Consider the following 21272-nt stretch of genomic DNA (forward strand, 5'->3'; position numbering starts at 1 on the left):
CTTACAGCGGGATCCACACCCCGAAGAGCCAGAAGCCCCAGGCTCGGTAGCCCTGGTCGAAGACCGGGTTGACCCAGTTGCCGTTGTAGTTGAACGGCTGATGATCCCAGCGGCCCTGGTCGATTCCGCGCCAACCGAGGTCGGGCGGCGGCGGGCCGGGCCGCCAGCCGCGGTCGTCGCCGCCGCGCCATTGCGGGCCGCCAGGCCCGCCACCAGGGCCGCCGCGCCAGTCAGCCGGGCCGGGGCCGCGGCGATCGCCTCCGGGTCCGTCCACGCCACGCTGGCCGGGTCCCTGGCAGCCTTGGAAACCGCACTGGCCCGGTCCGGGGCCCGGACCGGGATCGGCGAGCGCGGGCGCCGCTCCCACCGTCAGCCCCGCGATGGTGATCCCGACTGCCAGTGCGGCAGCCCGGGTGGAATGTGTGATGGACATGGCACGCCCCTTCGAGGGTCGAATTTCTCGCTGAACACCCCGACATCCACCACGTTAGGTAGCTGGGCTATGCAAAATCTGTCGCGCAGCTGTGTATGCGATAAGCGCGCGGACGGGGTCGTCTCGACACGCCCGACACGCCGTGACCTGCCTGTGAGGTGAAATTCGGCCCCGGCCCACCCCGTCAGACGGGTGTCCGGTCTGTGGCGAACCGCCCGGCAGTGGAGAACCTGCAGGTGGCGCCGCATTTTCCGGCCCGCTCGCGAATATCTGCGGGCCGCCACCGAGCAGGCGGACGGCTGTCCCGACACCTGTCCGAACAAGGTGATCTTGTGCCATATCCTGCGGCTTTGCACCGGTAAGCAGGGGGTGGGGTTAGATTTCGTCAGAGAGCGTGGGTACGGTCGGCGTCGCTGGCTGAAGTACCCGGCCCAGGCAAAACAATGATGGTGATGAGACGGAGGAACCCGTGGCCCTTCCCCAGTTGACCGACGAGCAGCGTGCAGCCGCGTTGGAGAAGGCTGCTGCCGCGCGTCGCGCACGAGCTGAGCTCAAGGATCGGCTCAAGCGTGGTGGCACCAACCTCAAGCAGGTGCTCAAGGACGCTGAGACCGACGAGGTCCTCGGCAAGATGAAGGTTTCCGCGCTGCTGGAAGCCCTGCCCAAGGTGGGCAAGGTCAAGGCGCAGGAAATCATGACCGAGCTCGAGATCGCTCCGACCCGCCGCCTGCGCGGACTCGGCGATCGGCAGCGCAAGGCATTGCTGGAAAAGTTCGACTTCACCGCTGACTAGACAGTCGGTGAATGCCGGCGGAGGGCCGGACAGCACGGGCGATACGCCTGACCACCGTGGCCATGGCCGAGTGGTGGTGCTGTCCGGGCCGTCCGGGGTGGGGAAGTCGACGATCGTCCGCCGCCTGCGCGAGCAGGTGCCCGACCTGCACTTCAGTGTGTCGGCCACCACCCGGGCCCAGCGCCCGGGCGAGGTGGACGGGGTCGACTACCACTTCGTCACCCCCGCACGTTTCCAGCAGTTGATCGATGATGGTGAGCTGCTCGAATGGGCCGAGATCCACAACGGTCTGCAGCGCTCCGGCACACTGGCCGCGCCGGTGGCCGAGGCCGCCGAGACCGGTCACCCGGTTCTGATCGAGGTTGACCTGGCCGGCGCCGACGCCGTCAAACGGGCGATGCCGGAGGCCTTGACCGTGTTCCTGGCGCCACCCAGCTGGGAAGCGCTCGAACAGCGATTGGCCGGTCGGGGTACCGAAACTCAGGAGCAGGTCGAGCGTCGCCTGGCCACCGCCCGGGCCGAGCTCGCAGCTCAGGGCAGGTTCGACGTGGTCGTCGTGAACAGCCAATTGGAGTCGGCCTGCGCCGAATTGGTATCCTTGCTGGTGGGCCGCGAAGATTCGTGACAGTCGGGCCCCCGAAGCCGGCGTGAGACACCGCCTCACCAGACCGAGTCAGACCCTCAATCCGCCAGGAAGAAGTTCTACGTGACGCAAGCCAGCACGGATCACTACGATCCGGCCCCGGGTGCCGCAACCGCCTATGACACACCGTTGGGCATCACCAACCCGCCCATCGACGAGTTGCTGGACCGGGTGTCGAGCAAGTACGCGCTGGTGATCTATGCGGCCAAGCGTGCCCGGCAGATCAACGACTACTACAACCAGCTCGGCGACGGCATCCTCGAATACGTCGGCCCGCTCGTCGAGCCCGGCCTGCAGGAGAAGCCGCTGTCGATCTCGATGCGCGAGATCCACGGCGACCTGCTCGAGCACACCGAAGGCGAGTAGCCCAGCAGCCCGGGCCAGTTGATGAACCGCAAGCGGATCATCGTCGGCGTCGCCGGAGGCATCGCCGCATACAAGGCGTGTTCGGTCGTCCGCCAGCTCAGCGAGGCCGGCCACGACGTCCGCGTCATCCCCACCGAATCGGCATTGCGGTTCGTCGGCGCTGCGACGTTCGAGGCTCTGTCCGGGCATCCGGTCCACACCGGCGTCTTCGAAGACGTCGACGAAGTCCCGCACGTCCGCCTCGGGCAGGAAGCCGACCTCGTCGTCGTCGCCCCGGCCACCGCGGACCTGCTGGCCCGCGCTGTCGCCGGCCGCGCTGACGACCTACTGACCGCGACGCTGCTCACCGCCCGCTGCCCGGTGCTGTTCGCGCCGGCCATGCACACCGAGATGTGGTTGCACCCGGCCACCGTTGCCAATGTGGAGACGTTGCGCCGGCGCGGGTCGGTCGTGCTTGAACCGGCTTCCGGGCGACTCACCGGCGCCGACACCGGCCCCGGGCGGCTGCCCGAGCCGGAGGAGATCACCACGTTCGCCGAACTTCTGCTGGCCCGTGCCGACGCCATGCCTTTCGACCTGAGCGGTGTCAAACTGCTGGTGAGCGCGGGCGGCACCCGCGAAGCGATCGACCCGGTCCGCTTCATCGGCAACCGCAGTTCGGGCAAGCAGGGTTACGCGGTGGCCAGGGTCGCCGCCCAGCGTGGTGCCGACGTGACGCTGATCGCCGGCAACACCGCCGGGCTCGCCGACCCGGCCGGCGTACACGTCCTGCACATCACGTCCGCCGAGCAGCTGCACGAGGCCGTCACCAAGCACGCGCCGGACGCCCACGTTCTCGTGATGGCCGCCGCCGTCGCCGACTTCCGGCCCGCCCGCGTGGAGGCCAGCAAGATCAAGAAGAAGCCCGATGTGGTGGATGCGCCTGCTATCGAGTTGGTGCGAACCGACGACGTGCTGGCCGGGGCGGTGCGTCAGCGTACCGACGGGCAGCTGCCGAATATGCGCGCGATCGTCGGATTCGCCGCCGAAACCGGTGACGCCAATGGTGACGTGCTGTTCCACGCCAGGGCCAAACTGGCTCGCAAAGGCTGTGATCTGCTCGTCGTCAATGCGGTCGGCGAGGGGCGGGCATTCGAGGTGGACAACAACGACGGATGGTTGTTGAGCGCCGATGGCACCGAGTTCGCGTTGGAGCACGGGTCGAAGACGCTGATGGCAAGCCGTATCGTGGACGCGATCGCGATGCTCCTGCGGCGCGAGGCCTAGCGTCGCAAGAGGAAGAAATGTGCGCATAAGCCTTGCGCGGGACGTACCGTGCCGGTTTGGTCTGTAGGGGCGAATATATGATTCGCCGAACTAAGTTCTTGAAAGGAAAACACTGTGAGCACAGGTCGGCTGTTTACCAGCGAGTCGGTCACCGAAGGACACCCCGACAAGATCTGTGACGCCATCAGCGACTCGATCCTCGACTCGCTGCTTGCCGCGGACCCGAAGTCCCGCGTCGCGGTGGAAACCGCCGTCACCACCGGCCAGGTGCACGTCATCGGCGAGGTGACCACGTCGGCCAAGGAAGCGTTCGCCGACATCAACGACACCGTGCGCAAGCGCATCCTGGACATCGGCTACGACTCCTCGGAAAAGGGCTTCGACGGCGAGACCGCCGGCGTCAACATCGGTATCGGTCGCCAGTCGCCCGACATCGCCCAGGGTGTGGACACCGCTCACGAGACCCGCGTCGAGGGTGCCGGCGACCCGCTGGACCTGCAGGGCGCCGGCGACCAGGGGCTGATGTTCGGCTACGCCATCAAGGACACCCCGGAGCTCATGCCGCTGCCGATCGCCCTGGCGCACCGGCTGGCCCGCCGGTTGACCGAGGTACGCAAGAGCGGCGTGCTGGACTACCTGCGCCCCGACGGCAAGACCCAGGTCACCGTGCAGTACGAGGGCACCACCCCGGTTCGGCTGGACACCGTCGTCTTGTCCACGCAGCACGCCGCCGGCATCGACCTGGAGAACACCCTGGCCCCGGACATCCGGGAAAAGGTAGTCAACACCGTGCTGGCCGAGCTCGGCCACGACACGATGGACACCTCGGACTTCCGGCTGCTGGTCAACCCGACCGGCAAGTTCGTGCTCGGCGGCCCGATGGGTGACGCCGGCCTGACCGGTCGCAAGATCATCGTCGACACCTACGGCGGCTGGGCCCGTCACGGCGGCGGTGCGTTCTCCGGCAAGGACCCGTCAAAGGTGGACCGCTCGGCGGCGTACGCGATGCGCTGGGTGGCCAAGAACGTCGTCGCCGCCGGTCTGGCCGAGCGGGTCGAGGTGCAGGTCGCCTACGCCATCGGCAAGGCCGCCCCGGTGGGCCTGTTCGTCGAGACCTTCGGCTCCGAGACCGTCGACCCGGCCCGCATCGAGAAGGCCATCACCGCGGTGTTCGACCTGCGCCCGGGCGCGATCGTCCGCGACCTGGACCTGCTGCGCCCGATCTACGCGCCGACCGCCGCCTACGGCCACTTCGGACGGACCGACGTCGACCTGCCGTGGGAGCGCCTCGACAAGGTCGACGACCTGAAGAACTCGGTCTAACTCTCCTCGAGATCGACGTGTGGCAGGCCTCGTCCCGGACGATGCCTGCCACACGTCGGTTTCGGCGCTGGATGACCTAGATGACGAAACCGCCGTCGACGTTCCAGGTGACACCGGTGACGTAACCGGCCTCCGGTGACGCCAGATAGGCGACCGCACTGGCGATATCGCGCGGCTGCCCGTAGCGCCCGACGGCGATGAAGGGCCGCACCTCGTCGGAGAATCCGCCGACCTCGGGATTCATGTCGGTGGCCACCGGCCCCGGCTGGATGGTGTTGATCGTGATGCCGCGCGGCCCGAGCTCGCGTACCAGACCGCGGGTCAGGCCGGCGACGGCCGCCTTCGTCAACGCGTACACCGCCAGCCCGTTCATCGGCACCCGGTCGGCGTTGACGCTGCCGATCGTGATGATCCGCCCGCCCTCGCCCAGATGCGGGACCGCGCGCTGGATCGCGGCGTAAACACCGCGCACATTGACCGCGAGCAACCGGTCGAACTCCTCGAGTGGAAAGTCCTCGATGAGTCCGGCGGACGCGATACCGGCGTTGTTGACCAGGATGTCCAGCCCGCCCAGGGCCGCGACGGTCTCGTCGACCGCGGCGGTGACCGCGGCCGGGTCGGCGCTGTCGGCTTGGATCGCGACGACCTTGCCCCCCGCGGCGACCAGCTCGTCGGCCAGCTCTTGCGCCGTCTGCGCCGACGATTGGTAGGTGAACGCCACCGCGGCGCCGTCGGCGACCAGGCGGCGCACGATCTCGGCGCCGATTCCGCGCGAGCCGCCGGTGACCAGTGCGCGCCGGCCGGCCAGGGGTGTGGTCATGGGGTTCCTCCGTTGCGTTGTCCAGCTATTGGAATGCCAAACCAGAACAAGTAGCGGACGGCCGAGATCATTCCGCGGGAGCGGCAAGCCGGGTCGGCGACGAGCGGCCGCGCAGCACCACCTCGTCGCCCAGTGTCCAGAACCGTTGCTCGGCGGCCTCGGCCGCTTCCAGGGTGGGAGCGGACGCGAGCACGCCGGCGCCGGTCTTCTTGGCCAGTTCGCACAGCCGGGACGCCTCGTGCACGGGATCGCCGATGACGGTGTACTCGAACCGGTGATGGGACCCGATGTTGCCGGCAACCACGATGCCGGAAGCCACCCCGATGCCCACCGAGATGTCGGGCACGTCGCGGCGGAGGCGATCCGCGATCGCCCGCGCGGCCGCGAGGGCGTTGGTCTCGGGATGTTCCTGAGCCACCGGCGCGCCGAACACCGCCAGCGCGCCGTCGCCTTCGAACTTGTTGATCAGACCGCCGCAGCGCTCGACCTCGTCGACCACGACGCCGAAGAATTCATTGAGCAGCTCGACGACCTCCACGGGCGGTCGGCTGCCCACCACCTGAGTGGATCCGACGATGTCGACGAACAACACAGCGGCCGAACACTCTTCGCCGCCGAGGTTGATGTTGCGCTTTTCGGCGGCCAGCGCGACATCGCGGCCGACATGTCGTCCGAACAGGTCCCGGACCCGGTCGCGTTCGCGTAGACCCTCGACCATTCGGTTGAAACCGCGCTGCAGTTCACCGAGCTCGGTGCCGTCGAACACCACCACGTGGGTGTCGAGATCACCGTCCTCGACGCGCTGCATCGCGGCGCGCACGACCTGAACCGGTGTGGCGATCAACCAGGAGGCGATCAGGATGAGGATGAAGCCGAAAATCGCTGCAGCAGCGGCCAAGAGCAACACCGCCACCGAAAGCTGGGTCACCGTCATGTTGCGCAGGGTCAGGGTGAAACCCGCCGCCAGCGCGATCCCGATGACGGGCACACAGGAGCCCAGCACCCAGGCCATGATCGTCCGGCCCAGCACTCCCGGGCCGCCACGGTGGTCGGGCGTACCGGTCTCCAGGGCTTGCGCCGCGACCGGACGCAATGCGAACTCGGTGAAGAAGTAACAGCTCGCCGACACCACGATCCCGCTGAACGTGATCCCGAACAGCATCTTGGGGATGTAACCCGTGTCGACCATGCCGTACAGAGTGGTCAGCAACGCTGCGCCAACACCCCAGAGCACCAACGGGATAACGGTCAACTGCCACGGGGCGCGAAAGGTGTTGCGCTGATCGCGCGGGGTCGGCGGGCGGTCTTCGATCGACCACCGCAAGGCGTCCAGGATGCGGCGGGTGGCCCACACCCAGCCGACGATCACCGCGACGACCACGTAGGCCGGAGCCACCACGGTCGTGATCAGGTGGGCGCGGCCGGCGAAGATGTTGGGCACCGGGATGGCGACGGTGATCACCGACATCGCAACGGCGACCCCGATGAGGTTGGCGACCACCACGAAGACCGTGAGGATGACCTGGATTCGAATGCGCCGGCGGCGCTGGCTTTCCGAGACTCGCCCCAGCAACCAGGAGCCGTACTCCGGTGTGGCCGGGGACTGGGTGCTCTGCTGGGTGAGCCACTCCAGGACTCGGTGAGTTCGTGGTGCGGGCATCAAACAGTCAGCCCGGCCGTCGAGTCATAACGGCCGGGCTGTACTGGTGAGGCGGAGTTGATCAGCCGACGAACTGGTCGAACGCCCACTGATACTGCGGCGGGATGACCTGGACGCCGCACTGCTTCTGCAGCGTGCCCAGCGGAGCCAGGAGCGCGGTGAACTCCTGGTATTCCTGCGGGTTCGACTGCGCATAGGCCTGCAGGGTGGCGGAGGCCTGAGCGCGCGGCTGCAGCGCCGCGGTCATCAGCATCCGCTGCCCGTCCGGGTGCGTGTTGAGGTAGCCCTGGATCGCGCCCTGCGACTGCGCAACCTGGGCATCGACGGCGGGCTTGCTGCAGTCCGGTGCCGCCATGGCGGCCGGAGCGGCGATAACGGCCGATGCCAGACCGACCGCGACAGCGCCGAGACAGATGCCGAGCGTGCGCCGGGCTCCGGCGGCTTCAGCAATGTTCATGGGGTAGATCCTCCCGATTGTGGCGATTGGTGCCATTCTGGCCTGTCCGGACGGTCCCGACAAGGTTTGCTGCTAGCCGTGCGTTTTCGTCCGCTCAGGCGTGCAACGCTGCGCGCAGAGCGGCTAATCCACGGTCGGCCGCCGCAGTGGCGGCCGGCACCACCCCGGCGTAACCGAGGTAGCCGTGCACCAATGTGTCGGCCAAATGCAGGTCGACTGTTACACCCGCGGCCGCCAGCAGCTCGGCGTAGCGGGCGCCGTCGTCGCGCAGCGGGTCGTGGCCGGCGACGGCGATGTAGGCCGGCGGCAGACCGGAGAGGTCGGCCGCCCGGCCCGGCGCCAGGCCGGCGGGCGGGTCGCTCAGGTCCACATGGCCGGCATACCACCTGGTGAACGCCTCGATGGCAGCGTTGTCGAGCACGGGTGCGTCAGCGTTCTCGGCGAACGACGGCAGCGAGTTGTCCCACATCGTCGACGGGTACCAGAGCAGCTGGAATGCGATCGGCGGGCCGTCGTTGTCCCGGGCCAGCTGGGCCACGACCGCGGACAGCGTGCCGCCGGCGGAGTCGCCGGCCACCGCCAGCCGCGAGCCGTCCGCGCCGAAGCGGTCGGCGTTGTCGGCCACCCACCGGGTGGCAGCCCAGACGTCGTCGACCGCGGCCGGGTAGGGGTGTTCCGGGGCCAGCCGATAGTCGACCGACACCACCAGCGTGCCTGCGGCGACGGCGTGTTCGCGGGCCGTGCCGTCATGGGTGTCCAGGTCGCCGACGGCGAAGCCGCCGCCGTGGAAGTACATCGTCACCGGAGGGCGCTCGACGTCATCGGGCCAGTAGACCCGGACCGGGATCGGGCCTGCGGGCCCGTCGATCTGGTGGTTCTCCACCCGCAGGTCCGGGTGCACCGCGCCGCGCGGCAGGTCGCGCAGGCGGCGGCGCGCCTCCTCGATTCCGCCGTCAACGGTCAATTGGAATGGCACGGCTTCCAGTACCTTCTGCAGGATGGCATCCACCGGCGGTCTGTCCGAACTGGGCATGAAATCACCGTACTTACGCAGGCTGACAACCTGGTGGGCGGCCGGTGCCGCGGTCGCGGTCGGCTACGGCGTCTTCCTGGCCGTCGCGGCGCTGCGGTTGCCCGAGAACGCCGAACTCACCGGCCGATTCCCCGGCCAGCCCGCCGTCAAAGCACTGATGGCCGTGCTGCTGGCAGTGGCCGCGCTGTGGCATCCGCCCGTGCGGGAGCGGCGCTGGCTGGTCGCGGCGCTGCTGTTCTCGGCCGGCGGCGACTTCTTCCTCGCGATGCCGTGGTGGCAGCCGTCGTTCGTGCTGGGCCTCGGCTCGTTCCTGGTGGCTCACCTCTGCTTTCTGGGCGCGCTGCTGCCGCTTCGCGGTGCCAGCCGGCCGCGCCTGGCCGCCTCGGCGGTTGTGGTCATCGCCTGCGTGAGTTTGCTGATCTGGTTCTGGCCGAGTCTGGTGGCCGACGGACTGACCATTCCTGTCCTCGTCTATATGGCCGTGCTGGCCGCGATGGTGTGCTCGGCATTGTTGGCCCAGCTGCCCACGCCGTGGACGGCGCTGGGGGCGGTGTGTTTCGCGGTGTCGGACGGGATGATCGGAATCGGCCGGTTCGTGCTGCGCTCGAACGCGTTGGAAGTGCCGATCTGGTGGGCGTATGCGACATCGATGGTGCTGATCACTGCGGGCTTGTTCTTCGGTCGCGGGGCCGGCGACTGACCGTTTGTCGGAGTCGTCGATAGTCTTCGACGATGCCGATCCGGCGCGCCGCCGAGCACGAACCCATCGCCCGGGTGCTGCCGATGTTGTCGGTGCCGCACCTGGACCGTGAGTTCGACTATCTGGTGTCGGCCGAACAGTCCGACGACGCGCAGCCCGGGGTGCGGGTGCGGGTCCGCTTCCACGGCCGGCTGGTCGACGCCTTCGTACTCGAGCGACGGTCCGATACCGACCACGTCGGCCAATTGGGCTGGCTGGACCGGGTGATCTCGGCCGAGCCGGTGCTCACCCCGGAAGTCCGCAGGCTGGTCGACGCCGTCGCCGCCCGTTACGCGGGCACCCGCCCGGATGTGCTGCGGCTGGCCATTCCGCCGCGCCACGCCCGCGCCGAGAAGATGCAGGCCGAGGCGCCGCTGCTGCCGGTGGTCGAGCCGGTGGACCCGGCCGGCTGGGCCCGCTACGGCCGCGGCGACCAGTTCCTGACCGCCCTGAACGAAGGCCGGGCCGCCCGCGCGGTCTGGCAGGCACTGCCCGGTGAGCAGTGGTGCGACCGGATCGCCGAAGCTGCCGCGGCGGCGGTCAGCGGGGGCTACGGGGTGCTCGCGGTGGTTCCCGACCAGCGCGACATCGACGCGCTCTGGCAGGCCGCCACCGCGCGGATCGACCCGGCCGCCGTCGTCGCGCTGTCCGCCGGGCTCGGACCGTCGGCGCGCTACCGGCGCTGGCTGTCGGCGTTGCGCGGCCATGCCCGCCTGGTCATCGGCACCCGCAGCGCGGTGTTCGCCCCGGTCGAGCGTCTCGGTCTGGTGATCGTCTGGGACGACGGCGACGACACCCTGGCCGAACCCCGTGCCCCGTACCCGCACGCCCGCGAAGTGGCGATGCTGCGCGCACATCAGTTGCGCTGCGCGGCGGTGATCGGCGGCTACGCCCGCACCGCCGAGGCGCAGGCGCTGGTCCGCAGCGGCTGGGCGCACGATCTGGTGGCGGCCCGCCCGCTGGTCCGCGCGGCTGCGCCGCGGGTGGTGGCCCTCGACGACGAGGGTTACGCCGAGGAGCGCGATCCGGCCGCCCGCTCGGCCCGGCTGCCGTCGCTGGCCCTGCGCGCTGCGCGGGGCGCCCTCGAACGCGAGGCGCCGGTCCTGATCCAGGTGCCGCGGCGGGGATATGTGCCGTCGGTGGCCTGCGCCCGATGCCGGACGATCGCCCGCTGCCGGCACTGCATGGGGCCGCTGTCGCTGTCCGAGCGAGACGCCGCCGGGGCGGTGTGCCGCTGGTGTGGCCGGATGGACACCGCACTGCGCTGCCGGCGCTGCGGCTCGGACGCGATCCGGGCCGTCATCGTCGGCGCGCGCCGGACCGCCGAGGAGATGGGCCGGGCCTTCCCGGGCACCACGGTGATCACCTCGGCGGGCGACGCCGTGCACACCGAGATCGAGCCGGGGCCGGCCCTCGTCGTGGCCACCCCCGGCGCCGAACCCCGGGTGCAGGGCGGCTACGGCGCCGCGCTGCTGCTGGACAGCTGGGCACTATTGGGCCGCCAGGATCTGCGGGCAGCCGAGGACACCCTTCGACGCTGGATGGGCGCCGCCGCGCAGGTCCGGCCCCGCGGCGACGGCGGCGTGGTGGCCGTGGTCGCCGAATCAGCCATCCCGACCGTGCAGGCGCTGATCAAGTGGGATCCGGTCGGTCACGCCGAAGCCGAGGTGGAGGCCCGCGCCGAGGTCGGGCTGCCGCCGTGCGTCCACATGGCCGCCATCGACGGCGGGGCGGCCGCGGTCGGCGCGCTGCTCGACCATGCCGAACTGCCCGAGGACGCCGACCAGCTCGGGCCCGTCGATCTGCCGCCGGGAGTCCGCCGCCCACCCGCCACCGCCCCCGGCGAACCCGTCATCCGCATGCTGGTGCGGGTCGGCCGGGATGAGGGTCTGGCTCTGGCCGCCTCACTGCGCAGCGCCATCGCGATCGCCAGCGCCCGGCACGACCACGAGGCAGTTCGGGTACAGATCGATCCTTTGCACATAGGGTGAAGCCCGGCGAAACAAGGGGGCGTGAACCCGACGAAACGGGGGAGGCGAGATGAAATGGACCGGCCGGATCATCCGGCTCTCGATCGTTTTGCTGCTCATCGTCATTGGGTTGTTGTGGCCGCTGGTGCTCACCGGCGGTTCGCAGGGCAGCCCGCCGTCGGATCCGGTGGTCATCACCGATTACCAGGCCGAGTTCGTCGTCGACGCCAACGGCAGGCTGGACGCCACCGAGATCATCACCGGCCGGTTCCCCAGCGGGCGGCACGGCATCTTCCGGTACTGGGACGTGGCAAACGTCAACAGTCCGCGGGTCCGTCAGCCACCTCACGTCAGCGAGATCCTCCTCGACGACCGCCCGGTGCCCTACGCACTGTCGTGGGAGGACGGAAAGCGGTTCCGGGTGGCCAAGATCGGCGATCCGAACAGTTACCTCGACTACGGCACCCACGTCTACCGGATCCGGTACAGCATCGACGGCGTCCTCGACCCCGGTGACACCGGCGCAGGCAAGAAATTCGCGTCGTCGACCGGTGACCCGTCGTCGCGGTCGGCGTTCTTCTGGAATGTCGTTGCCCCGGGCTGGAACAACGTCATCGAGCGGGCCGACATCTCGGTCACGCTGCCCGGTGGCGTCAGCGGCGCCCAGTGCTCGGTCGGCTACGGCGTCGGCCGTGCGTGCGACGACCTCACCGTCAGTGGTGACCGGATCCGCCTGGCGGCCAGCAACCTGGATCCGCGGACGCCGGTGACCGTGCGCGCCGGAGTGGACGTGCCCACCCCACCGCGCGCCGAGTTGCCGTGGTCCTACCGGTGGGACCCGGTCCTGGGCCGCTCCCTGCCGCTTGTGCTGTGGCTGCTTGGGACGTCGGTGGCCGCCGCGCTCGGCGCCTTCCTGTGGTGGCGGACGACGGTCGAGCCCCCACCGGGGTTCCCGCTGCAGTACGCGCCGCCGCCCGGCCTGGGGCCGGTGCAATGCGAATACATCCGCACCGAGAAGGTGCCGGCCAACGGGCTGACCGCGACGCTGTTCTACCTGGCCGAACGCAAGCTGATCACACTGCACCAGGTCAGCGACAAGAAGTGGACCATCACCGGCAGTGCACCGGCCGCGGCGTGGGCCGACGTCGACCCGGTCAGCATCGACGTCGGCGGGGCGCTGAAGGTCATCGGCCCGGACGCCCGCTTCGACGCCAACGGCACCGTGACGGCAGGCAAGAAGCTGGCCAAGGCCAAGGAGGACATGGCCGCGTCGGTCAAGAAATGGGCGTTCGACGGGCTGATGGTCAAACGTTCCAAGGAGCTCTGGCTGCGGTTCTTCAACTTCCTGGCCCTCGTGCTGGCTGTCTGCGCCTTCGTCTGGGCACCGTTCACCCTGTGGGGCCTGCCGTTCGCGCTGTTCTTCCTGCAGTCGTCCAGATCCTGGACCGACGGCGTGGGCAGCAGGCGCACGGCCGCGGGGCGCGAACTGTGGTCGCAGGTGGGCGGCTTCCACCGGATGCTGGCCACCGACTCGGCCGAGTCGCGCTTCGACTTCGCCGCCCGCAAGGACCTCTACACCGCCTACATCCCGTTCGCCGTGGCCGGCGGGGTGGCCGCGCTGTGGGCCCGCAAGTACCAGACCGCGACCGGCCAGGTCGATCCGCAGCCGGACTGGTATCACTCGTCGTCGGGCACCGGTTGGCATGCCGCGAGCGGCGGGGGTGCTAGTTTCGACAGCTTCGAGTCGGCGTTGTCGTCGTCGATCGGCGCCTACACCGCCTCGCAGTCCTCGTCGTCGTCCAGCAGTGGCGGCGGTGGGGGCGGCGGTGGCGGAGGCGGCGGCGGTGGCGGGGGAGGAGGCGGATCGTGGTGAGCTTCGTGCTGATCGTGGTGCTGGTGCTCGCGGTGCTGGTGCTGATCGGATTTGTGCTGGGCTACAACAAGGTTCGCGCCGCCGACGTCCGGGTAGACGAGGCGCTGGGCGGCATCGACGTTCAGCTCACCCGGCGGGCGTCGCTGATCCCCAGCCTGGTGCAGACCGTTCAGAGTTTCGCGGCCCATGAGAAGGCGATCCTGGATCACGTCGCCGACGCCCAGACCGCACTGGCCGCTGCGACCACGGGAAAATCTGTGGCGCAACGGAGTTCGGCTGAAAAGGAGTTCGACAGTGCGGTCGGTCAGGTGCTGGCGCTGGGTCAGACCTACCCCCAACTGAACTCCTCGAGCAACTTCCTCAACCTGCAGCAGAACCTCGCCGACACCGAGGACAAGCTGGCGTTCGCCCGGCAGTACTACAACGATGCGGTGGCCACCTCGAACCGGCTGATCACCACGATTCCGACGATGTTCGTGGCGGGGATGGCCGGGGTGTCGCAGCGCGAGTTCTACCAGGTGCCAAAGTAGAGGCATGCGAATCGTTTTCGCCGGCACACCAGAACCGGCCCTGCCGTCGCTGCAGCGGCTGATCGACTCACCACGCCATGAGGTGATCGCCGTGCTCACCCGTCCGGACGCGGCCGCCGGACGCCGCGGCAAACCCGCGCCGTCACCGGTGGCCAGGCTGGCCGACCAGGCGGGCATCCCGGTGCTGCGCCCGGCGCGGCCCAACTCGCCGGAGTTCATCGCCGAGCTGGCCGAGCTGGCGCCGGAGTGCTGCGCGGTGGTGGCCTACGGCGCGCTGCTGTCCGAGGCGCTGCTCGCCGTTCCCCCGCACGGCTGGATCAACCTGCACTTCTCGCTGCTGCCCGCCTGGCGCGGCGCGGCGCCCGTGCAAGCGGCTATCGCGGCCGGCGACTCCGTCACCGGCGCAACGACTTTCCTGATCGAACCGAGCCTGGACTCCGGGCCGGTGTACGGCGTGGTGACCGAAACGGTGCGACCCACCGACACCTCCGGTGACCTGCTGGACCGGCTGGCAGTGTCGGGCGCAGGTCTGTTGGAAGCGACGCTGGACGGCATCGGCGACGGAACCCTGACCCCGGTGCCGCAGCCCGCCGACGGGGTCAGCGTCGCGCCGAAGATCACCGTCGAGCAGGCCCGAATCTCCTGGGAACTCCCTGCTCATGTCGTCGACCGCCGCATCCGGGCGGTCACCCCCAACCCCGGTGCGTGGACGATGATCGGCGACCTGCGGGTCAAGGTCGGCCCGGTCAGCGTCGACGAGGCGGCGGCCCCGTTGCCGCCCGGGGAGATGACGGTGGACCGGTCCGGGGTTCGGGTGGGTACCGGGTCGCAGCCGGTGCTGCTCGGCCAGGTGCAGCCGCCCGGCAAGAAGCTCATGAACGCGGCGGACTGGGCACGCGGTGCGCGGCTCGACGAGACGGTGCGGGCGTCATGACTGAGCGACCGGAGCGGGCAGGACGCGGTAAACCGCAGGGCGGCAAGGGTTTTCAGAAGCGTGACCGCACCGGGGCACCCCCTGGCCGGGATCGCGCCCAGCAGCGCCCACCGCGCCGGCCGCGGCGCACCCCGCTGGACCCGGCCCGTCAGGCGGCGTTCGACGTGTTGCGCGCGGTGTCGGAGCGCGATGCCTACGCCAACCTGGTGTTGCCCGCGATGCTGGCCGAACGCGGTATCCACGGCCGCGACGCGGCGTTCGCCACCGAACTCGCCTACGGCAGTTGCCGCACCCTGGGCCTGCTGGACGCCGTGATCGCGGCCGCCGCGGGACGCCCCATCGATCAGATCGATCCGGTACTTCTGGACCTGCTGCGCCTCGGCAGCTATCAGCTGTTGCGCACCAATGTGGCCGGGCATGCCGCGGTGTCCACCACCGTCGAGCAGGCAGGTATCGAATTCGACAGTGTCCGGGCAGGTTTCGTCAACGGTGTGCTACGTACGATCTCCGGCCGCGACGAGGCCGGCTGGGTGGCCGAACTGGCCCCGCCCAAGGACACCGATCCGGTCGGTCACCTGGCGTTCGTCAACGCCCACCCACGTTGGATCGCCCAGTCGTTCGCTGATGCGCTCGGCGCCCATGCCGGCGAGCTGGACGCGGCCCTGGCCGCCGACAACACCCGACCCGGTGTGCACCTGGCGGCCCGCCCCGGCGTGCTGACCGCCGACGAGCTGGCCGCCGCGGTCGAGGGCACCGTCGGCCGCTACTCGCCCTACGCGGTATACCTCGGCGGCGGTGACCCGGGCCGGCTGGCCGCGGTGCGCGAGGACAAGGCTCTGGTGCAGGACGAGGGCAGTCAGCTGGTGGCCCGGGCGCTGACGCTGGCCCCGCTGGTCGGCGACGACGGTGGCCGCTGGCTGGACCTGTGCTCGGGTCCGGGTGGCAAGACCGCGCTGATCGCGGCGATCGCCGCGCAGCAGGGCGGCACCGTCACCGCGATCGAGCCGGCCTCGCGCCGGGCCGACCTGGTCGAGCAGAACACCCGCGGCCTGCCCGTCGAGGTGCTGCGCGTCGACGGCCGCGAGTCGTCGCTGCAGCCGGGCAGTTTCGACCGGGTACTGGTCGACGCGCCCTGCACCGGGCTGGGAGCGTTGCGTCGCCGCCCGGAGGCCCGCTGGCGCCGCACCCCGGCCGACGTACCGGTGCTGGCCAAGCTGCAGCGCGAGCTGCTGGCTGCCGCGATCGCCCTCGTCCGCCCGGGCGGCGTGGTGCTCTATGCGACCTGTTCCCCGCACTTGGCCGAGACCGTCGGGGTGGTCTCCGATGCGCTGCGCCGCCATCCGGTCACCGCGCTGGACACCCGGCCACTGTTCGCCCCGGCCGACCAACTCGGCGACGGTCCGCACGTGCAGCTGTGGCCGCACCGGCACGGCACCGACGCCATGTTCGCGGCCGCTCTGCAGAAGACTGTTTAATGGCTGCCATGCGACCCCTGATCGCCCCGTCGATCCTGTCCGCCGACTTCGCGCGCCTGGCCGAGGAGGCCGCCGCGGTCGAGGGCGCCGACTGGCTGCACGTCGACGTGATGGACGGCCACTTCGTCCCCAACCTCACGTTGGGTCTGCCGGTGGTGGAGAGCCTGCTGGCGGCGACCGACATCCCGATGGACTGCCATCTGATGATCGACGACCCGGACCGCTGGGCGCCCGGCTACGCCGAGGCCGGCGCGTACAACGTGACGTTCCACGCCGAGGCGACCGACAACCCGGTCGCGGTGGCCCGCGACATTCGCGCCGCAGGAGCCAAGGCCGGCCTGTCGGTCAAGCCGGGCACCCCGCTGGAGCCGTACCTGGACATCCTGCGCGACTTCGACACGCTGCTGGTGATGTCGGTCGAGCCGGGCTTCGGCGGCCAGAGCTTCATCGCCGAGGTGCTGTCCAAGGTCGCGACCGCGCGCCGGCTGGTCGACTCGGGCGAGCTGACGATCCTGGTGGAGATCGACGGCGGCATCAACGCGGACACTATCGAGCAAGCCGCCGAGGCCGGCGTCGACTGCTTCGTCGCCGGGTCGGCGGTCTACGGCGCCGGTGACCCGGCCGCTGCGGTCGAGGCATTGCGCAGGCGGGCCGCGACCGCGTCGCAGCATCTGCGCATATGACCGCACCCACGTCGGCGGAGGTCGACGCCGCGATGCGGCTGGCCATCGATCAGGCGCAGCGGGTAAAAGGCTCGACGTATCCGAATCCGCCTGTGGGAGCGGTCATTCTGAGTGCCGAGGGTGAAGTCGTCGGCGCCGGAGGAACAGCGCCGACCGGTGGCCCGCACGCCGAGGTGGTCGCGCTGCGCGAAGCGGGGGAGCGGGCGGCCGGCGGCACCGCCGTCGTGACGCTGGAACCGTGCAACCACCACGGGCGCACCCCGCCCTGCGTCGATGCCTTGATCGAGGCCCGGGTGGCCACCGTGGTGTACGCCGTCGCCGATCCGAACCCGATGGCCGCCGGAGGAGCTGATCGCCTGCGAGGCGCAGGAATCGACGTCGTCGGCGGGGTGTGCGCCGAGGAGGTGGCCGCCGGCCCATTGCGGGAGTGGCTGCACAAGCAGCGCGCCGGACGCCCACACGTCACCTGGAAATTCGCCACCAGCGTGGATGGCCGCAGCGCTGCCGCGGACGGATCCTCGCAGTGGATCACCAGTGATGCCGCCCGCGCGGACCTGCACGTGCGCCGCGCCGCATGCGATGCGATCGTCGTCGGCACCGGCACGGTGGACATCGACGACCCGACGCTGACCGCCCGGCTGCCGGGCGGCGGCCTCGCCGAGCGCCAGCCCCTGCGTGTGGTGGTCGGTATGCGGGAGATCTCTCCGGAAGCCAATGTGCTGAACGAGGATTCGCACACGATGGTGATCCGCACCCACGATCCGCATGAGGTGATCCAGGCGCTTTCCGACCGCACGGATGTGCTCCTCGAGGGCGGGCCGACGCTGGCCGGCGCCTTCCTGCGGGCCGGGGTCATCGACCGGATCCTGGCCTATGTCGGCCCGATCCTGTTGGGCGGTCCGGTCACCGCCGTCGACGACGTCGGCGTGCCCAGCATCGCCCGCGCGCTGCGCTGGCGCTACGACGGCGTCGACCGGATCGGGCCGGACCTGCTGCTGAGCCTGGTGCCCGGCTAGCCGGCGAACGTGTCGACCAGTGTCGCGCAGAACGCCGGCAGATCGTCCGGCTTGCGACTGGAGACCAGCGTGTTCGGGCCGCTGGTGCACACCACGACCTCCTGGTCGACCCACTCGGCCCCGGCGTTGCGCAGATCGGTCTGCACGCTCGGCCAGGAGGTGATCTGACGGCCCTCGACCACGTCGGCCTCGATGAGGGTCCACGGCCCGTGGCAGATCACGCCCACCGGCTTGCCCGCACCGAAGAAGCCCTTGACGAAGTCGACCGCCGATGAGTTGGTGCGCAGCAGATCAGGGTTGGCCACTCCGCCGGGCAGCACCAGACCGTCGTAGTCGGACGCCGAGACGGAGTCGGCCGCCTTGTCCGCCTCGAAGGTGTCGGCCGGGGTGAGGTGGTTGAACGCCTGGACCTTGCCGACCTCGGTCGACACCAGTTCCGGGGTGCCACCAGCCTGCTTGACGGCCTCCCACGGCTTGGCCAATTCGACCTGCTCGGTGCCCTCGGGGGCGACCAGGAATGCGATCTTCTTGCCGGAAAGTTCGTTGCTCATGGTCAGTCGGGTACCCGCCGACCGCGCGGTCAATACCCCGGGTTGGTCAGTGGTGCCACCGACCAGTTCGACAGCTCCGTCGGGCCCAGAATGCGGTGGCGGGTCTGCCCCGCGGTGTAGAACGTGAACTTCGTAGCGCGGTAGCACTGTTCGAAGCAGTCGAAGGCCCGCCCGTCGGCGTCGAAGCTGACCCCACGGACTCGCACGATCGGGTCACCGTCCGGCATCTCGAGATGTTCGGCCTCCCAGCTGCTGGGGGTGTCGACTTCGAATGCCTGCTCGGTGTATTCGTCGGTGAGTTGGTAGCGCTCCTCGATGAAGCGATATAGCGACCCGCCGTCGGCCAGCAGCTCGTGGTCGATCGCCGGTACCCGGTCCAGCGGCAGGACGGCACGTTCGAGGATCTTGTCCGTGCCGCCGATCTCGCGTTTGCGCCAGATCTCCCAGACCGGTTGGCCCGGGTCGACGCCCAGAGCGGTCGCGATCGTCATGCTGGGCAGACCGACACCGATCGAGATCAGAGCCGTTCTGACCGTGGGTAACCCGAGTTCGTTGTCCAGCAGAGTGTGCAGCAGCTCTCCCGGACGTGTCGGGTCGCTGGCGATGCGCGGCTCGGCGACGAACGTGCCCAGACCTTGCCGTCGGGTGATCTTGCCGGCCCGTTCGAGCTCGTCGAGAGCACGCCGCACGCTGATCCCACTGACGCCGGCGATCTCGGCCAGCTCGGTGGTCGACGGCAGTCGATCACCGGGTTGCAACCCACGCTCGGCCATGATCCCGAGCACCAGGTCATAGACGTGCTGGTAGCGGAGCTTGCGTTCGGTGGACGCCCCCGCGGTGTCGGCTCGCTTCGCCGTCGGCATCCTCACGTCCTCCCGTCCTGAAACCATGAGGTTTACGCACTCAGTATGCAGTTACCCCGGTACTTCCATAATCATGCTGGAAGAGCTGGAATTTCTTGCGGACCATCGGAAAAGTTTCCGAAACATTTGCGCAATTATCCGGCAATCATCTTCACTCATACTACTCTGTATACAGAGTGGGATCGGAAGGGATTGTCATGGCTTCAGCGATGGATCGTCGGAAGTTTCTGCGGACCTCGGCGGTGGTGGCGGCCGCATTCGGCGGCGCGGCCGCGCTCGCGTCGTGTGCGCCTCAGACGGCCAGCAGCACCGTGCTGCGGGTCGGTTCCACCACCGACATCGACTCGCTGAACCCGTTCACCGCCGACTCCACTCAGTCCGACGACGTTCTGCAACTCGTCTACGACCGGTTGATGGGTTACGACGCGCAGCTCAACATCCAACCGTCGCTGGCCACCGACATGCAGACGACCGACGGCGGTAAAACCTTCACCTACACGCTGCGATCGGGGGTGAAGTGGCACGACGGCAAGGATTTCAGTGCCGACGACGTCGTCTTCACCTTCCTGATGGTGCGCGACAACGACTATGGCACGTATGGGGCCTATCTCAAGGACCTCACCGACGTGGTCAAGGTCGGCGACAACCAGGTTCGGCTCACGTATTCGCAGCCGCAGACACTGCAGCCCGGCGTCATCATGCCGATCGCGCCCAAGCACCTGTGGGAGGGCGTCGCCAAAGACGACCTGCCCAAGTACGCCAACGACAAACCGGTCGGAACCGGACCGTTCAGTTTCGTGTCGTGGGACAAGGGCAGCGTTGCCACCGTCATCCGAAACGACTCGTGGTGGGGCACCAAACCGGCGGCGCAGAAGGTCACCTGGACCAAGTTCGGCTCCGACGACGTGGTCACGCAGGCGCTGCGCACCGGAGATATCGACATCGTCCCCGAGGTGCCGCCGACGATCTATACCGGACTGCAGAACGCCGCGGATGTCAAAACCACTGCCATGGAATCGTTCTCGTTCCACATGATCGGCTTCAACTGTTCGACCGCGCCGGGATCGAAGGGCAATCCCATCCTGAAGGACCAGGTGGTCCGTCAGGCGCTGGCCTGTGCCGTCAACCGGCAACAGTTCGTGGAGCTCGCGCTGGCCGGCTACGGAGAACCCGGCACCGATCTGCTGCCACCTGCCTTCGGCGACTTCCACTTCGTCCCAGCGCCCGACGCGGTACTGGACAACAATCCGGGCAAGGCCAAAGAGCTGCTCGACAAGGCCGGCTACACCGACCGCAACGGCGATGGTATTCGAGAGTCCAAAGACGGTGCGCCGCTTGAGTTCCGGCTGTTGGTGATCGCCGATACCACCGTCGACATGAAAGCCGCCGACCTGTTCATCACGGCCGCCAAGGCTGTCGGTGTCGACCTCAAGCTGTCCAGTACCGACGCCGACAGCATGACCGCGACGGTCTACAACGCCGAAACGCCGGACTGGGACGTCATGATCTGGGGCTGGGATTCCTCGTTCTACGACCCGTCCTACCTTCTGGGCATCGCCACCACCGACCAGATCGGTGGCAACAACGACACGTTCTGGACCGACCCGCGCTACGACGATCTCTACCACCAGCAATCGACGACCATCGACCGCGGCGCCCGGGTCGCACTGGTGCAGGAGATGCAGGCGATTCACTATGCCGCCTGCCCGTACATCGTGATGTGGTACCAGAAGAAGCTGACCGGCACCCGGACCAATACCTGGACGGGCTGGCAGCCGATGAACGGCGGCATGATCCTCAACTTCCCGCGGGTGAACTACCTCGACGTGAAGCCGGCCTGAGCA

At 69.1% G+C, this 21272-nt stretch carries 21 protein-coding genes; 14 read left to right on the plus strand and 7 right to left on the minus strand.

What is annotated here, in order from left to right; all coding sequences use genetic code 11:
* Window position 1: 1 nt before the first annotated feature.
* Window positions 2–433, minus strand: coding sequence for a hypothetical protein (locus tag G6N32_RS11660; RefSeq protein ID WP_115319735.1), 432 nt, complete (start codon window positions 431–433; stop codon window positions 2–4).
* 469 nt (window positions 434–902) lie between these two features.
* Between G6N32_RS11660 and mihF the strand changes: the two genes are divergently transcribed.
* From mihF to metK, 5 genes are all read left to right on the plus strand, one after another.
* Window positions 903–1226, plus strand: coding sequence for an integration host factor, actinobacterial type (gene mihF / locus G6N32_RS11665; protein WP_036338016.1), 324 nt, complete (start codon window positions 903–905; stop codon window positions 1224–1226).
* Between the two features lie 7 nt (window positions 1227–1233).
* A complete protein-coding gene (gene gmk / locus G6N32_RS11670) occupies window positions 1234–1851 on the plus strand; it encodes a guanylate kinase (protein WP_115319736.1) in 618 nt (205 codons plus the stop codon).
* An 81-nt stretch (window positions 1852–1932) separates the two neighbouring features.
* Entirely contained in the window at window positions 1933–2235 is a 303-nt protein-coding gene (rpoZ, locus tag G6N32_RS11675) for a DNA-directed RNA polymerase subunit omega (RefSeq protein WP_036338010.1), read from the plus strand.
* A 21-nt stretch (window positions 2236–2256) separates the two neighbouring features.
* A complete protein-coding gene (gene coaBC / locus G6N32_RS11680) occupies window positions 2257–3501 on the plus strand; it encodes a bifunctional phosphopantothenoylcysteine decarboxylase/phosphopantothenate--cysteine ligase CoaBC (protein ID WP_163789234.1) in 1245 nt (414 codons plus the stop codon).
* Window positions 3502–3615: 114 nt separating this feature from the next.
* Window positions 3616–4824 (plus strand): methionine adenosyltransferase, encoded by a 1209-nt coding sequence (metK, locus tag G6N32_RS11685; RefSeq protein WP_115319738.1) that lies wholly within the window; start codon window positions 3616–3618, stop codon window positions 4822–4824.
* Between the two features lie 76 nt (window positions 4825–4900).
* Here the strand turns inward: metK and G6N32_RS11690 are convergent, their stop codons facing one another.
* From G6N32_RS11690 to G6N32_RS11705, 4 genes are all read right to left on the minus strand, one after another.
* Window positions 4901–5644: a 3-oxoacyl-ACP reductase family protein gene (locus G6N32_RS11690; protein ID WP_115319739.1), complete on the minus strand. Its 744-nt coding sequence runs from the start codon at window positions 5642–5644 to the stop codon at window positions 4901–4903.
* A gap of 67 nt (window positions 5645–5711) precedes the next feature.
* Window positions 5712–7304, minus strand: a complete 1593-nt coding sequence (locus G6N32_RS11695) for an adenylate/guanylate cyclase domain-containing protein (RefSeq protein WP_115319740.1) — start codon at window positions 7302–7304, stop codon at window positions 5712–5714.
* Between the two features lie 61 nt (window positions 7305–7365).
* Window positions 7366–7761 carry a hemophore-related protein gene (locus G6N32_RS11700; RefSeq protein WP_163789237.1) on the minus strand — a complete coding sequence of 132 codons (396 nt, stop codon included), beginning with the start codon at window positions 7759–7761 and terminating at the stop codon, window positions 7366–7368.
* Between the two features lie 94 nt (window positions 7762–7855).
* Entirely contained in the window at window positions 7856–8794 is a 939-nt protein-coding gene (locus tag G6N32_RS11705; RefSeq protein WP_115319742.1) for an alpha/beta hydrolase, read from the minus strand.
* On the opposite strand from G6N32_RS11705, the gene G6N32_RS11710 reads away from it, so the two are divergent.
* From G6N32_RS11710 to ribD, 8 genes are read left to right on the plus strand one after another with little or no spacing between them, the layout of a single operon-like run.
* The gene (locus G6N32_RS11710) at window positions 8793–9494 is read left to right on the plus strand and encodes a lysoplasmalogenase (protein WP_232077766.1); all 702 of its coding nucleotides are present in this window, start codon (window positions 8793–8795) and stop codon (window positions 9492–9494) included. The genes G6N32_RS11705 and G6N32_RS11710 overlap by 2 nt on opposite strands.
* A gap of 32 nt (window positions 9495–9526) precedes the next feature.
* Window positions 9527–11524, plus strand: a complete 1998-nt coding sequence (locus G6N32_RS11715; RefSeq protein ID WP_115319743.1) for a primosomal protein N' — start codon at window positions 9527–9529, stop codon at window positions 11522–11524.
* Window positions 11525–11573: 49 nt separating this feature from the next.
* Window positions 11574–13376 carry a DUF2207 domain-containing protein gene (locus G6N32_RS11720; RefSeq protein WP_115319744.1) on the plus strand — a complete coding sequence of 601 codons (1803 nt, stop codon included), beginning with the start codon at window positions 11574–11576 and terminating at the stop codon, window positions 13374–13376.
* Window positions 13370–13906 carry a LemA family protein gene (locus G6N32_RS11725; protein WP_115319745.1) on the plus strand — a complete coding sequence of 179 codons (537 nt, stop codon included), beginning with the start codon at window positions 13370–13372 and terminating at the stop codon, window positions 13904–13906. Before G6N32_RS11720 ends, G6N32_RS11725 begins: the two co-directional genes overlap by 7 nt.
* A 4-nt stretch (window positions 13907–13910) precedes the next feature.
* Window positions 13911–14840 (plus strand): methionyl-tRNA formyltransferase, encoded by a 930-nt coding sequence (gene fmt / locus G6N32_RS11730; RefSeq protein WP_115319746.1) that lies wholly within the window; start codon window positions 13911–13913, stop codon window positions 14838–14840.
* Window positions 14837–16315: an RsmB/NOP family class I SAM-dependent RNA methyltransferase gene (locus G6N32_RS11735; RefSeq protein ID WP_232077613.1), complete on the plus strand. Its 1479-nt coding sequence runs from the start codon at window positions 14837–14839 to the stop codon at window positions 16313–16315. Before fmt ends, G6N32_RS11735 begins: the two co-directional genes overlap by 4 nt.
* Window positions 16316–16323: 8 nt before the next feature.
* Entirely contained in the window at window positions 16324–16998 is a 675-nt protein-coding gene (gene rpe, locus G6N32_RS11740; RefSeq protein WP_115321101.1) for a ribulose-phosphate 3-epimerase, read from the plus strand.
* A complete protein-coding gene (gene ribD, locus G6N32_RS11745; RefSeq protein WP_115319747.1) occupies window positions 16995–18014 on the plus strand; it encodes a bifunctional diaminohydroxyphosphoribosylaminopyrimidine deaminase/5-amino-6-(5-phosphoribosylamino)uracil reductase RibD in 1020 nt (339 codons plus the stop codon). Before rpe ends, ribD begins: the two co-directional genes overlap by 4 nt.
* On the opposite strand, the gene G6N32_RS11750 is transcribed toward ribD, so the two are convergent.
* Together G6N32_RS11750 and G6N32_RS11755 are read right to left on the minus strand one after the other, a co-directional pair.
* Entirely contained in the window at window positions 18011–18565 is a 555-nt protein-coding gene (locus tag G6N32_RS11750; RefSeq protein WP_115319748.1) for a type 1 glutamine amidotransferase domain-containing protein, read from the minus strand. The genes ribD and G6N32_RS11750 overlap by 4 nt on opposite strands.
* 29 nt (window positions 18566–18594) lie before the next feature.
* Entirely contained in the window at window positions 18595–19428 is an 834-nt protein-coding gene (locus tag G6N32_RS11755; protein WP_163789238.1) for a GntR family transcriptional regulator, read from the minus strand.
* A 197-nt stretch (window positions 19429–19625) separates the two neighbouring features.
* Here G6N32_RS11755 and G6N32_RS11760 point away from each other — a divergent pair, with 197 nt between their 5' ends.
* A complete protein-coding gene (locus G6N32_RS11760) occupies window positions 19626–21269 on the plus strand; it encodes an ABC transporter substrate-binding protein (RefSeq protein ID WP_115319750.1) in 1644 nt (547 codons plus the stop codon).
* The last annotated feature ends 3 nt before the right edge of the window (window positions 21270–21272 follow it).

The organism is Mycolicibacterium aichiense, assembly GCF_010726245.1.
In the GTDB taxonomy this organism is placed as follows: domain Bacteria; phylum Actinomycetota; class Actinomycetes; order Mycobacteriales; family Mycobacteriaceae; genus Mycobacterium; species Mycobacterium aichiense.